This is a genomic window from Hallella bergensis DSM 17361, from assembly GCF_000160535.1.
GTDB lineage: Bacteria > Bacteroidota > Bacteroidia > Bacteroidales > Bacteroidaceae > Prevotella > Prevotella bergensis.
Window position 1 is genome coordinate 810,946 of sequence record NZ_GG704780.1, and the last position, 14,090, is coordinate 825,035.

The 14,090-nt window shown below is 49.2% G+C and carries 11 protein-coding genes and 1 tRNA gene; 8 read left to right on the forward strand and 4 right to left on the reverse strand.

Features of this window, described 5'->3' with window-relative positions:
* Positions 1-3: 3 nt before the first annotated feature.
* The 5 genes from HMPREF0645_RS03090 (at position 4) to HMPREF0645_RS03110 (ending at position 7,353) form a co-directional block, all read left to right on the forward strand.
* Positions 4-390, forward strand: a complete 387-nt coding sequence (locus HMPREF0645_RS03090; protein ID WP_007173389.1) for a VOC family protein — start codon at positions 4-6, stop codon at positions 388-390.
* 11 nt (positions 391-401) lie between these two features.
* Positions 402-1,805 (forward strand): acetylxylan esterase AxeA1, encoded by a 1,404-nt coding sequence (gene axeA1, locus HMPREF0645_RS03095; RefSeq protein WP_044123258.1) that lies wholly within the window; start codon positions 402-404, stop codon positions 1,803-1,805.
* A 2-nt stretch (positions 1,806-1,807) separates the two neighbouring features.
* Entirely contained in the window at positions 1,808-3,367 is a 1,560-nt protein-coding gene (locus tag HMPREF0645_RS13240) for an acid phosphatase (protein WP_007173391.1), read from the forward strand.
* Between the two features lies 1 nt (position 3,368).
* Positions 3,369-4,250 (forward strand): carbohydrate kinase family protein, encoded by an 882-nt coding sequence (locus tag HMPREF0645_RS03105; RefSeq protein WP_007173392.1) that lies wholly within the window; start codon positions 3,369-3,371, stop codon positions 4,248-4,250.
* A gap of 904 nt (positions 4,251-5,154) precedes the next feature.
* Positions 5,155-7,353 carry a sodium-translocating pyrophosphatase gene (locus tag HMPREF0645_RS03110; RefSeq protein ID WP_007173393.1) on the forward strand — a complete coding sequence of 733 codons (2,199 nt, stop codon included), beginning with the start codon at positions 5,155-5,157 and terminating at the stop codon, positions 7,351-7,353.
* Positions 7,354-7,414: 61 nt separating this feature from the next.
* On the opposite strand, the gene HMPREF0645_RS03115 is transcribed toward HMPREF0645_RS03110, so the two are convergent.
* The 3 genes from HMPREF0645_RS03115 to HMPREF0645_RS03125 form a co-directional block, all read right to left on the reverse strand.
* Entirely contained in the window at positions 7,415-8,623 is a 1,209-nt protein-coding gene (locus HMPREF0645_RS03115) for a bifunctional 3,4-dihydroxy-2-butanone-4-phosphate synthase/GTP cyclohydrolase II (RefSeq protein WP_007173394.1), read from the reverse strand.
* Positions 8,624-8,636: 13 nt separating this feature from the next.
* The gene (locus tag HMPREF0645_RS03120) at positions 8,637-10,565 is read right to left on the reverse strand and encodes an LptF/LptG family permease (protein WP_007173395.1); all 1,929 of its coding nucleotides are present in this window, start codon (positions 10,563-10,565) and stop codon (positions 8,637-8,639) included.
* 182 nt (positions 10,566-10,747) lie between these two features.
* Positions 10,748-11,146: an START-like domain-containing protein gene (locus tag HMPREF0645_RS03125; protein WP_007173396.1), complete on the reverse strand. Its 399-nt coding sequence runs from the start codon at positions 11,144-11,146 to the stop codon at positions 10,748-10,750.
* 171 nt (positions 11,147-11,317) lie between these two features.
* On the opposite strand from HMPREF0645_RS03125, the gene HMPREF0645_RS03130 reads away from it, so the two are divergent.
* Both HMPREF0645_RS03130 and HMPREF0645_RS03135 read left to right on the forward strand, forming a co-directional pair.
* Positions 11,318-11,391, forward strand: a tRNA-Met gene (locus HMPREF0645_RS03130).
* 195 nt (positions 11,392-11,586) lie between these two features.
* Positions 11,587-12,486 carry a diaminopimelate dehydrogenase gene (locus tag HMPREF0645_RS03135; protein ID WP_007173397.1) on the forward strand — a complete coding sequence of 300 codons (900 nt, stop codon included), beginning with the start codon at positions 11,587-11,589 and terminating at the stop codon, positions 12,484-12,486.
* Between the two features lie 56 nt (positions 12,487-12,542).
* On the opposite strand, the gene HMPREF0645_RS03140 is transcribed toward HMPREF0645_RS03135, so the two are convergent.
* On the reverse strand, positions 12,543-13,508 hold the full coding sequence (locus HMPREF0645_RS03140; RefSeq protein WP_044123159.1) for a metallophosphoesterase: 966 nt from the start codon (positions 13,506-13,508) through the stop codon (positions 12,543-12,545).
* A gap of 118 nt (positions 13,509-13,626) precedes the next feature.
* Here HMPREF0645_RS03140 and HMPREF0645_RS03145 point away from each other — a divergent pair, with 118 nt between their 5' ends.
* On the forward strand, positions 13,627-14,052 hold the full coding sequence (locus HMPREF0645_RS03145) for an FMN-binding protein (protein ID WP_007173399.1): 426 nt from the start codon (positions 13,627-13,629) through the stop codon (positions 14,050-14,052).
* Positions 14,053-14,090: the final 38 nt, after the last annotated feature.

Below are 14,090 nucleotides of genomic sequence, written 5' to 3' on the forward strand. Positions count from 1 at the left end.
GCTATGAAGATAAAAGACTATTGCTCAGGAATACAGCATATCGGTATTCCTACGAATGATATAGAAAAGACTAAGGCTTTTTTCAAAGACTTGGGCTTTGAAATAGCTTATTCAACTGTCAATGACGGTGAGAAAGTAGCTTTCCTGCGTATTGGAAATTTGACCATTGAAACCTGGCAGAACGGTCAGGCTGCTATGAAGTGGGGTAGTATTGATCATATCAGTCTGGATGTGAAGGATGTTGAAGAACTCTTTCATGTAGTTGAGAAGAAAGGGTACAAGAGTCTCGAGGGGCATGTATGCAGTCTTCCTTATTGGGAAAACGGTGTGAAGTATTTCACTATCGAAGGTCCTAACAAGGAGAAGATAGAGTTCTGTGAAATGCTTTAATGAATTCGGTTATGAAAAAAACTCTCTTTTTATGTTCGTGTCTTTCGCTGGCATCCTTAGTGGTGCCGGCAAAGACTTTTGTGCGCAACATTACTTCTGATAGGGCTTCAACCCTTACGGTGTTCCTACCTGAGGGCAATGCTACGGGACGCGCCATTGTTGTTTGTCCTGGCGGCGGGTATTCTAAGTTGATGGTGGATTATGAGGGCACCGACTGGGCTGGATATTTCATGGACAAGGGCATTGCTTGTTGTGTGTTGAAATATCGTATGCCTCATGGCAATCGTAATATCCCTATCGATGATGCCTATGCTGCTATGAAGATGGTTCGTGACAGTGCAAAGGTATGGGACATCAATCCTTTGGACGTCGGTATTATGGGGTTCTCTGCTGGTGGTCATCTGGCATCTACCGTCAGCACTCATGCCCCAATGGTTTTGCGCCCTGATTTCTCTATTTTGTTCTATCCTGTCATCACTATGCAGTACAAGCAAACTCATCATGGGTCTGTTGATAACTTCTTGGGAAAGGACAAGGATGATGCCTCTGTGGTGGCTCAGTATTCCAACGACTTGGCTGTCACCAAGCATCTTACTCCTCCTTCTGTGGTGTTTCTGGCTAATGATGATGATATCGTTCCCATCCTGCCAAATGGCGTGGCTTATTTCTCTGCTCAACATCATGTAGGCAATAATAGTGCGCTCTATTGCTACCCATCAGGAGGTCATGGTTTTGGGTTTCATGCTGATTTCAAGTATCATCAGCAGATGCTTCGTGATCTGGATGAATGGCTGGCATCCATTCCTTCTCCAAACCGTAATGCTATTCGTGTGGCTTGTGTCGGTAATTCCATTACTGATGGCTCCGGCATCTTCATGCGCTCTCTATTTGGTTATCCTGCACAGTTGCAACAGAAATTAGGTAATGGTTATGTCGTTCGTAACTTCGGTGTAGGCCGTCGCACTATGCTCAATCATGGCGACTATCCTTATATGAAAGAGCAGGCATGGAAAGATGCTCTTGGATTCAATCCGGATATCGTCGTGATCAAGCTAGGTACCAATGATTCAAAGCCTAAGAATTGGAAGTATGGTAGGGAATTCTCGGCCGATATGCAACAGATGATAGATTCTTTGAAGGCATTGCCATCACAGCCGAAGATATTTCTGGCTTCTCCAATTACAGCCTATAGTGATCTTGGAACTATCAGTGATTCAGTTATCGTCAATGAGATTTGTCCTGTTGTGAAGAAACTGGCCCAAAAGAACAAGTGCCGGTTTATTGACCTTCATACGCTGTATAAACCTACTGAAGGGATGATCCAGCGTGATGGCATACATCCTACTATCGAGGGTGCAGGTTATCTTGCTGATGTCATCAAATCATTTATCTTACCCTTAGAAAACAAGAAATAACAATGAAACATATAGTTCTTTTATCTCTCGCGATTCTCACTACATACAGTGCCCAGGCTCAGGAAGACTCCCCTTCTTTCCTCAAGGCACGACAGGCTCCTGATGCATCCTTTTACCTACCTGCTCCTCCTGATACTTCCAGTATCGCTTATCTAGTCGATTTTCATAAGTACCAATGGGGCAAGGCACAGCGTTCTACACCTCGTGGGCGTCAGGCTGATTTCGATACTTATTGGCAAGCAGATTCCATCCTTAAGGGATATACGCGGGCATTTGGTATGGCTATTACTCCTTCAACTACTCCTGAGACCTATTCATTGATGTGCAGGGTTTGTGTAGACGCTGAGTTTGGTGTCGCCGCAGCTAAACGTCGCTATATGCGCAAGCGTCCTTATGTGCAGTTTAATGAGCATACGGGGTGTCCCGACCAGGAAGAGGAGCTTCGTCATACTGGATCTTATCCTTCCGGCCATTCTGCTCGTGGATGGGCATCAGCTTTGGTCCTTGCAGAGTTGCGCCCTGACCGCCAGTCTCAGATCCTGGAGCGTGGGTATCAGTATGGTGAAAGCCGAGTTATAGAAGGCTATCATTATGAAAGCGATGTGGAGGCAGCTCGCCTTGCTGCCAGTGCAATCGTTGCTCGTTTACATGCAGATGATGCATTCATGAGTCAGCTTCAAAAGTCCAAGAGGGAACTCTCTCGACTCATTTATCCTTCTACTCTTGATTTATCCCAATGGCAGTTGAATACAGTTGCCCCTTTGGTAAAGGATTCGACTCAGACTTTTCAGGGCATGGCTATTGACGGAAATTATCTTGTAAGTCTCCAGAATCGGGGGCTCGCAACCATTTATCAACTACCTTCTATGAGGAAACTTACAGACGTATTCCCTTTGGGCTGCTATAATAGTTGCAATCATGCCAATGCGGCAGCTTTTGGTTGTGAGAAATTCTCTAATAGTGATGCTCTCCCATTGCTTTATGTCTCACAGGCTTATAAGAAGCCTGTGAATGGAAAGAAAGACTACTGTTATGTCGAGCGTTTGAATCTCGATGGTAGCAGTAATACTGTTCAGACGATACATTTTGATGATATCGCACATCTTTTTGGCTATGCCCTTCAGTGGACTGTAGACAGGAAGAATCGTCACCTTATTGGCTTTGGTAATACGAAGTCTAATAAGGATCCTAATAATGAACTCCGTATCATTATCTTCCCTTTGCCCCGACTGGAAAGAGGAAAGGAGGTACACCTCAGGTCATCTGATGCAATCGAGTGTTATACCATTCAGCAGCATGATGGGCGTTATCCTGCTCGTGTCGTCGGGCAGGGTGCTTGTGTGTATGATGATTGTCTTATTATGCCAACGGGATTTGGTACTAAAACAGAACCAAGTGTTGTCTATGTATGGGATTTACGTAACAAGACCCTTGTCGATGTTCTTGACTACAGTGGTCAGTTGGATTATGAGATGGAAGATATGGATTTCTATAAAGGTGACGCCTATATCCAGACCAATGGTGCTGGTATTGTGAAGTTAGCAAATAATAAAAATAAATAAGATGAAAAGATATGTTGTCGGTTTGGGAGAGGCTCTATGGGATGTCTTGCCCACAGAAAGGAAATTAGGTGGAGCTCCGGCCAATTTTGCCTACCATGTTGCTCAGACAGGCTTTGATGCCATTGCCATTAGTGCTGTCGGTAACGATACACTTGGCGATGAGACGCTCCAATGTTTCAAATCAAAGCAGTTGGATTATATTATGCCTCGTGTAGAATTCCCTACCGGAACGGTTCAGGTAACAGTTGATGCAGCTGGGATACCATTGTATGAGATAAAAAGGAATGTCGCATGGGACCATATACCACTTACTACAGAGATTATTGAAGTTGCAAAGAACTGCAAGGCCGTTTGTTTTGGTTCGTTGGCCCAAAGGGAAGACGAGTCAAGAAATACCATTGAAAAGTTCTTAGATTCGGTTCCAAATGATTGTCTGAGAATATTCGATATCAACATCAGACAGCAGTTCTATACCAAGCAACTGATTGAGAACTCACTTAAAAAGAGCGATATCCTCAAAATCAACGATGAGGAGCTTGAACTCATTGCACCTATGCTCGGTTATGACCAGGATTCCTCAAGGAATAGTAGGCTGGAAGAACATCAAATCGCAGTGACTCAAGGTGTTATCCACGATTATAACTTACAAATGGTAGTGCTGACTTGTGGTACTAACGGAAGTTATATCATTACTTCGAACGAAGTACTATATCGTTCGACTCCAAAGGTGCACGTTGTAGATACAGTCGGAGCTGGAGACAGTTTCACTGGTGCTTTTGTCGCTTCCCTGCTTAAGGGAGATTGTTTGGAAGAAGCTCATAGGAAGGCTGTTGATACCAGTGCTTTTGTATGTACAAAATCAGGTGCAATGCCTTCTTATTGAGGATGTTAATATTGCATTAGTTAAATTACCTTTCCATTTCCCAGTATGTCTCCTTTAATGAGAGAGGTGTGTAGTTACGTTGAAAGGCACACCTCTTTTAGTGACCTTGCTCCCCGCTTTATTAAATAAACTGACGTTCTTTTATCATAGTTAAGGAGAAGTCTTGCCAGCCTTTATGGTTTAAGGGGTGACGGTGCTATATGTTTGCAAGTACTGCTTGCTGTTAAGAAGGTTGTGCCTAAAGGAGCCGTCTGTCAATAAAACTTCACTTTAATCGTGTTGGGATTTGCGGAGCAACCAGAAGAAAATGCGCCATGTTTTGGACGGGAATTTCGGTTCGCCACGGCGCAATTTCTGATGCGGCACGGCGATTGAGGCCTAACGGCTGCGCGGTTTGGCTTTCGCGGCACTGCGGCGACAGCGTAGTCGTCATGCGAATGGGCCTTAACCGCCGTGCCGTTCACGGTGTAACCGCGGACGACAAAATCATACTGCGAAGGATTACTCTGCCAAACGGTTGATTAATAACAAACTACGAATTACGCAAATTTTACGAATTTTTTGGTCATAGGGGTTATTGTTTTCAAATCAGCGAAATATAAAAGGACATTTGTCAAAACAATTCACAATTCACAATTTTCAATTCACAATTAGGCTGCGCGGTTGCAATTCAAAAGTCATAATTCAAAATTCACAATTAAGCTGCGCGGTTGCAATTAACAATTCACAATTTTCAATTCACAATTAAGCTGGCGCGTTGATTCTTAACTATTCATTCTTCACTCTTCACTCTTCTATTAAAAATAGCCTTATTTATTAATTTTCTTCCCCCAAATGCACCACCTTAACGAAAAATAACCTATATTTGCCGCAGAAACTCTAACTTATCTAAACTTAACCCTTTATGGAAAATATCCCTTCAGTATTCTGGATTATCCCCATTGCTTCCGTGTGTGCATTGGGAATGGCTTGGTATTTTTTTCGCAGCATGATGAAAGAAGACGAGGGCACTCCTCGCATGATTGAAATTGCTGAGTTTGTGAGACGAGGTGCGATGGCCTATCTGAAACAGCAGTACAAGGTCGTGCTGATTGTTTTCATCGTTCTGGCCATCATCTTTGCCGTCATGGCATACGGCTTCAACGTGCAGAACCCGTGGGTGCCCTTTGCATTCCTCACCGGGGGTTTCTTCAGTGGCCTGGCAGGGTTCTTTGGCATGAAGACCGCTACATATGCCAGCGCGCGCACCGCGAATGCCGCACGCAAGAGCCTGAACCAAGGATTGAGGATTGCCTTCCGCTCGGGTGCTGTCATGGGCCTTGTCGTTGTGGGACTGGGCCTCCTTGATATTGCGATATGGTTTCTGATCCTCACCCACTTCTACCATGGCGACAACACCGCACTGATCACGGTGACCACAACCATGCTTACCTTCGGAATGGGTGCGTCCACACAGGCTTTGTTTGCACGTGTGGGTGGAGGAATCTACACCAAGGCTGCCGACGTGGGAGCCGACCTTGTGGGTAAGGTGGAAGCCAACATTCCAGAAGACGACCCGCGAAATCCGGCTACCATAGCCGACAACGTGGGCGACAATGTGGGCGACGTGGCCGGAATGGGAGCCGACCTTTACGAAAGCTATTGCGGCTCCATACTCAGTACAGCGGCCCTCGGTGCCACGGCCTTTGCCGCATCGGCCGGCGACATGCAGATGCGCGCGGTCATAGCCCCCATGCTCATCGCTGCTGTCGGCGTGTTCCTGAGCCTGCTGGGCATATATATGGTGCGAACCAAGGAGGATGCAACGATGAAGGACCTGCTGCGCGCGTTGGGCGTTGGTACCAACACGGCCGCTGTGCTGATCGCCATCTCTACATTTTTAATACTCTATTGGCTACAAATAGAAAATTGGGTTGGTATCAGCTTTTCCGTAATCAGCGGTCTTGCTGCCGGCGTGATCATCGGACAAGCTACCGAATATTACACATCGCAAAGCTACAAGCCCACGCGCGAAATCTCCGAGGCTTCGAAGACAGGAGCCGCCACCGTTATCATTAAAGGAATCGGCACGGGAATGATTTCCACCTGTGTGCCTGTACTCACCATTTCGGTGGCCATCATGCTGAGCTATCTCTGTGCCAATGGGTTTGACATGAGCATGAGTGCGCAAAGCATACAAATCGGACTATATGGCATCGGTATTGCTGCCGTGGGCATGCTATCCACACTGGGCATCACGTTGGCCACCGATGCTTACGGTCCCATAGCAGACAATGCGGGTGGCAACGCAGAAATGTGCGAACTGGGCAGCGAAGTGCGCCAGCGCACCGATGCGCTCGATGCCCTCGGAAACACTACGGCAGCCACAGGCAAGGGCTTTGCCATTGGGTCGGCAGCCCTGACGGCACTGGCGCTCTTGGCATCTTATATAGAAGAGGTGAAGATTGCCATGCACCGCGTGGGCGACACGATGACCAATGTGGCCGGCGAAACCATCGACGCGGCCAATGCCACCATTCCCGACTTTATGAACTACTTCCAGGTTAACCTCATGAATCCCAAGGTGCTCGTGGGAGCCTTTGTGGGTGCCATGGCAGCATTCCTGTTCTGTGGTCTCACGATGGGGGCTGTTGGGCGTGCGGCAGAAAAAATGGTAGAAGAGGTGCGGCGTCAGTTCCGCGAGATCAAGGGTATTCTCGATGGTAAAGGCACGCCTGACTACGGCCGGTGTGTGGAGATTTCAACCTTGAGTGCACAGCACGAGATGATATTCCCGTCGCTGCTTGCCATTGCCATCCCCATCGTTATCGGGGTTGTACTCGGTGTGGCCGGTGTACTGGGTCTGTTAGTTGGTGGATTGGCAGCCGGCTTTACCCTTGCCATCTTCATGGCCAATGCCGGTGGAGCATGGGATAATGCCAAGAAATATGTCGAGGAAGGAAACTATGGCGGCAAAGGCTCTGACGGGCACAAGGCCACCATCGTTGGGGACACGGTTGGCGATCCGTTCAAAGACACCTCCGGCCCTTCTCTCAACATCCTCATCAAACTCATGTCCATGGTGAGCATTGTCATGGCCGGCCTCACAGCTGCCTTGGGATAAAACGTTCCCAAGGCAAAAAAGGGTCAGCAAAGGGTGTTGTCGGGCATGCGCTGGGGCTTACTTACAAATGTAAGTCATGCCCCATGCGGTCGCGCTTGGTGCGCAGGTATTTCACGTCGTATTTGGTGGGCATCACCTCGATGGGAATATTCTCCACGATTTGCAGTCCGTAGGCTTCGAGTCCCACGCGCTTGGTGGGGTTGTTGGTCATGAGTCGCATCTTGTGCACACCCAAATGGCGCAACATCTGTGCTCCGCAACCGTAATCGCGCTCGTCGGGCTTGAACCCTAAGTGCACGTTGGCATCAACCGTGTCCAGCCCCTGCTCCTGGAGTTTGTAGGCTGCAATCTTGTTCATCAGTCCGATGCCACGCCCTTCCTGCTGCATGTACACCAGCACGCCTTTGCCCTCTTGCTCAATCATCTGCATTGACTTGTGCAGCTGTTCGCCGCAGTCGCACCGCTGGCTGCCCAGAATATCGCCCGTGGCACATGAAGAATGCACGCGGACGAGGATAGGTTCGTCAGGCTCCCATTCGCCTTTGGTGATGGCGAAGTGTTCGAGTCCATTGCTGTTCTGGCGGAAGGGGATGAGGCGGAAGTGACCATAGAGCGTGGGCATATCGACCTCCTCGCCCACCTCGATGATGGTCTCGCGCTGCAGTCGGTAAGCGATAATATCCTTGATGGATATGATCTTCATATCCCATTCCTTGGCTCTCTGCTGCAATTCGGGCAGACGAGCCATGGAGCCGTCATCGTTCATGATTTCCATCAATGCACCAACGGGGCGGAGTCCAGCCAACCTACAGAGGTCAATGGCAGCCTCGGTATGTCCGGAACGGCGCAGCACACCGTTATCTTGGGCATAGAGCGGATTGATATGCCCGGGGCGGCCAAAGGTCTCCGGCCTCGAGGCTGGGTCGGCCAAAGCCCGGATGGTTTCCGCGCGGTCGTGAGCCGAAACGCCCGTGGTGCAGCCCTCGAGCTTGTCCACGGTCACGGTGAAGGGCGTGCCCAGCACAGAGGTATTGTCCGACACCTGGTGGGGCAGGTCGAGTTCGGCCGCCCTCGACAGGGTGATGGGAGCGCAGAGCACACCACGCGCATGTTTGAGCATGAAGTTCACCTTCTCGGGTGTAATCTTTTCTGCAGCTATAATCAGGTCGCCCTCGTTCTCACGATCCTCATCGTCGACAACGATAACAAACTTTCCTTGCTTAAAATCGTTTACAGCGTCTTCCACGCTGCTCATCTTGAAATCTGTCATATTGATATTGGGGTTATTTTTTTAATGTATGTTGTTCTGCGAGAATATGTTTCTCGATATAGCTTACAAGGCTGGTGCTGGTGGTCTTGATGGTGCGAAGATCACGGAGCAGACGCAGGCGATAGCGCCACATGCGGAGATAGAAAAACAAGCCGAGCGGCACGATGAGAGCCGAGAGAATGTTGAGCCACTTGCGCTCAAAAGGTCTGGTGTGTGCCTTGACCGAAAGGATGGGATACTGATTGATGAGGTGCATCACCTGCTTGTCGCGCGTATTCGACAGATCGTCTATCACGCGCTCCAGTTCCCCGTTGATGCGCTCAATCTCATGGTCGGGTTGATATTTGAAGAACACGCGAATGATATTAGGTGGCGACACAAGGCTGTGATCGTGCGCGTAGGTGGTGACGGCATCGTTGATGCTGAGCAGCATGGCATTGTCTGCCGCGTAGTCGGGTTCGTTGATAATCACTTCTTTCCAGTTGACATGCCGTTTGGTGCGCAACCCAAGCAAGCGCATGATGGCATTGCGCCAGACATCGGCATTAAACACCACCGAGTCGTTATAAGCCTTATAGGTGACAAATGCGGCAACGGGAGTGAGCAAGGCCGGAGCAAGGCCCCTGCCGAACCATACGGCCCATACGCCGAGCCGGGCCATTCGATAGCCGGAGTTGTCGAGAATATAGTACACGATAAACACCAGCACCGACACGATGACCGGAACGCCCAGTCCACCCTTGCGGATGATGGCTCCAAGGGGAGCACCGATAAAGAAGAAGATGAGGCATTGCAGAGCCAACGTAAACTTGTTGATGGCTTCGATCTCGTGCTGACGGATAACGCGCTCATTGTCTCTGGTTATCAAACTCTTGAACTCCAAGTCGCTGACTTCTCCCTGCACGCGTCCCAATGCATCAGTAATGATCTGTCGCTTTTTGTCGGTCTTTTTCTTATCAAACTGTTTGTCAAGGTCGAAAGCCTGGGCCATACCTTTTTTCACAGCCGCGATGGAGTCGCGTTTGGACAACTTGGGGGTGGCATAGTATATCTGTCGGACATCATCGTAGAACGATCGCCCAATGCTATCGTACGTGTGGTTCAAGGAGTCGATATCGTTTCTGATCTGTGCCAGGCTCTTGCCTCGGGCATTATTCGAGAGCGCGGCGGCATCGGTCATGTTGAAGTCGCCGTCGAAGTCGATCACGATCTGCTTGCTCACAAAGGTCTCCCGTCGGTAGGGCACCGCCGCACTACCAGCCAACTGCTGATTCTGCATGTTCTCAAACCATTCGCCACTCCATAAACTGAGCAGCAGGTGCTTCTTGTCGGCAGTAGATTGAAGCATGCCCGAATCTGCCAAGATGATGGCAGCATCCTCGTAGCTCTGCGTCATGCGGTAAATCATGATACCGTAGAGCTTGCCGGTCTTGACGTCTTTCTTCTGAACATAGAGGTTGGTGTTGGGAATACCGTCATAGAACACACCTTCGGGTATTTCCAGTTCCGGACTCTTCTGCTTCATGGAGAAGAGCAGTTGGGCAAGCTTCATGTTGGCCATGGGGCCGATGTTGTTTTGGAAATAGAATGAGCCGAGACAGATGATCATCGTGATGAGAATCAGCGATCGAAACGATTGCATCAGGGAGATGCCCGCAGCCTTGATGGCTGTAAGCTCTGAACTCTCGCCAAGATTACCGAATGTGATGAGCGAACTGAGAAGGATGGCCAGGGGAAAAGCCTGGGGCACAAGCATCAAAGCCATGTACCAGAAGAACTGAGCCAAAATTTCCATGGACAATCCCTTGCCAATGAGATCGTCTACAAATCTCCATAGGAACTGCATCATCAGCACAAACTGGCAGATGAAAAAAGTTCCCAAGAACAAAAGCCCAAACTGACGGGTAATGAATATGTCGAGTTTCTTAATGCGGAAGTTCATAAATCTTGGTACAGGACACTTCGTCCTCCCTCTGCACACGCGGGATTGATTTGGGTGCAAAGGTAATGTAAAATTATCAAGAAAGTGTCTGTTTTGCTTTTTTTATACTTGCGGCAGACTTTCCGGCATGAAGACTGCCGTCGCAAAAGCAAGGCGTGTGTCAACAATAAAACACCTTTATATTAAATACCCATCTTGTTCTGCAGTCTGTCGAGATCATGATTCCACATATAAGTCATGCTCTCGATGTCGTCAGGATCAGAGAAATCGGTGATACACAGGGCAATCTCGTCGGTTACGTCAAGCTTAACCATGGCAATCTCCGTATAGGCCTCCGGATCGTCCTCGTCTTCCCAAAGAAACCTGATGGCAGCGTTTTTCTCGACATCCAGGATGCGTGCCCATCTGGTTTCATAGACCTGACCCGGCTTTCCCCACGTGAACACCAGTGAGTTTCCCTCTTGCGTTACTTGTTCCGCAATCCATCGGCTCAGGCCGGAAGGGGTGGATATCAGCTTCCATATAATTGATTCGGAGCGGGAGCGCAATGGGCGCTCTATGGAAATCTTAACCTTTCTCATTTAAACTTTTGTTATATAACTTCGCAAAGATAATCGTCTCATATGATGATATGACCACAAATATAAGTATTTTTCATTAAATCTCAACAAAACACATGAAAAATTTGGAAATAAAAGAATAATGTTCTACCTTTGCACACGCTTTCGAGGTGATGACACTTTCATCATGAGGGCGGGATAGCTCAGTTGGTTAGAGCGTCGGATTCATAATCCGGAGGTCCCGGGATCGTAGCCCGGTCCCGCTACATTCGAAATCGAGGAGTTGCAGTCATGCAACTCCTTTTTTTGTTTCTATCGGTTCTCATGCGAGCGAAACTTTCAAGCCAACCGATGGGCATTACATTTTTTTTAGAATATAATCGCACGTGATTTATCCGTTTTCAGCAGAAAAATGTAATTTTGCAAGCAGGAATTATTGTAAAATTAAACATGTAGGAAAGATGAAAAAGATTAGAGCCGCCGTTGTGGGCTATGGAAACATCGGGCGATATGCCATCGAGGCATTGGAAGCAGCACCCGATTTCGAGATTGTAGGCATTGTACGCCGTCAGGGTAATGAGAACAAACCGCTTGAACTAACTCCTTACGAGGTGGTGAACGACATCACTAAACTCAAGGACGTGGATGTGGCCATCCTCGCTCTACCCACTCGCTTATGCCCCGAGCAGGCCGAAAAAATTGTCGCCATGGGCATCAACACGGTGGACAGCTTCGATATCCACACGTCCATTCTCGACTATCGCACCCGTCAGATGGAGCACTGCAAGAAGGCCGGGCGCGTGAGTGTCATCTCGGCCGGATGGGATCCGGGATCCGACTCCATCGTGCGCGTGCTGATGCAGAGCCTTGCACCCAAGGGCTTGACCTATACCAACTTCGGCCCGGGCATGTCGATGGGACACAGTGTTTGCGTGCGTGGCAAGAAGGGCGTGAAAGATGCACTCTCGGTAACCATTCCGCTGGGTGAGGGCATCCACCGCCGCATGGTTTATGTGGAGCTGGAAGATGGTGCCAAACTGGAGAATGTGACCGCCGAAATCAAAGCCGACCCCTATTTCGCCCACGACGAAACCCATGTGTTTGCCGTAGCCAACGTGAAAGACGTGCAAGATATGGGACACGGCGTGAACCTGGTGCGCAAGGGCGTAAGCGGCAAGACTCCCAACCAACGCATGGAGTTCAACATGAGCATCAACAACCCCGCACTCACCGCACAGGTGCTCGTCAACGTGGCTCGCGCCTCCATGCGCCTGCAGCCGGGATGCTACACCATGCCCGAGATTCCCGTGATCGACATGCTACCCGGCACGCGCGAGGATATCGTGGCCACGCTGGTATAATCTCCAGACCTTGTAAATGCTGTATTTTCCGGGGTGACGGATTCCGATTCCCTGCCCTACTCTCTGGTTCTGAGCGTAATGACATTCACCTCAGGCCAGGCGCCCAGGCGGAAGGGCACTGTACCTCCAACGCCGAGCGACACATAGAGCATGGAATCGTTTTCCACATATTTGCCACCCCATTCGTTGTAAGCCCAGCGCGCCGGGGAAAATTTCCCGATGCGCACCTGTCCGGCATGCGTATGGCCGGACAGGGTCAGGGCAATATCGGTTTCGTGAAGCACACCACGCCGCCAATGGCTCGGGTCGTGACTGAGCAAAATCTTGAACATGCCCGCAGGCAACCCCGCAACGGCTTTCCGTAGGTCTCCATAATCAGGAAACGGCGGCCGACTGATATTCTCCACACCAATGACGGCTATTTCGTCGCCGCAGCCGTTGCCGATCCTCACGTGCTCGTTCATGAGCAACCGCCAACCCATTTTCTCCTCAAGATATTTCAATATGTTCTGGTTGCGGGTCACGTTGCCGATGCTCTTGTCGTCGCCGTACTCGCAATAGTCGTGATTTCCCATAATGGAATAGACCCCGTCGCGTGCACGCATCTGTTTCAGAATATGCTGGAAGGGAATCACCTCCTCGGCACTCACATTCACCAGGTCGCCTGTAAAAACAATGAGGTCGGGTTCCTGTGCATTAACTATCCGCACCAGCTTGTCGACAAATCCACGGTTGCGGAGAAAGGTGCCGATATGAATATCGGACAGCTGCAGCACCCGATAGCCATCAAAAGATGCCGGCAGCAACGGCGACTCGCAAGTGGCGCTGCGCACAACGATGTGGCGCCAGCCAAAGAAGAAGCCATAGAGCACCACCAACCAAACCAGCACGGGCACCGACAAGGCGATCTTCCACCCCAACAAGGGCCACAAAGCCAAGAACAGCAGCCCCGGGAGCACAATAAAAAGCAAACTGCCAAAAACAAGGCGCATCAAACTGTTGTGACGTATCCTTACTGCCATCGTATTTTATATTTGGCGGCAAAAGTAAAGTTTTAAACATTAAAAGGCAAGAGATAAAGGTTAAAAAGGAATACAAACTCCTTTTTTTGTTGAACTTTGGCTAACTTTACACCACTTTATGAAAAATTCCAAATCAAATATAAAACTCATGCGTAAGAAAAACATGATCAGACCCATTGTTGCAGCCCTGGCCATTGCATTCTTCATCAGTGCAGTTCCGGCCGACAGTGTAATGACCAAGAACGGAGCCACAACCGTGGTGAACACCACTACACTGACCACGAAGGTCAGGGGATACAAGAGTGCGACCCCAGTGAAAATCTACATCGAGAAAAACAGAATTGTCAAGGTGGAAGCCCTGAGAAATCAGGAGACCCCAAAATATTTTGCCAAAGCCAAGGCGGTGCTCAACAGCTTTACGGGAAAAACCGTAACCAAAGCCGAGAAAATGAGCGTAGATGCCGTGAGCGGTGCCACCCTCTCGAGCAATGCGCTCGTCAAGAACGTGCGGACAGGACTGAAATATTACAAGGAGCACAAGTAACCAAACTTTTACAGCAACAGCACGAGGTTGGGATGTAA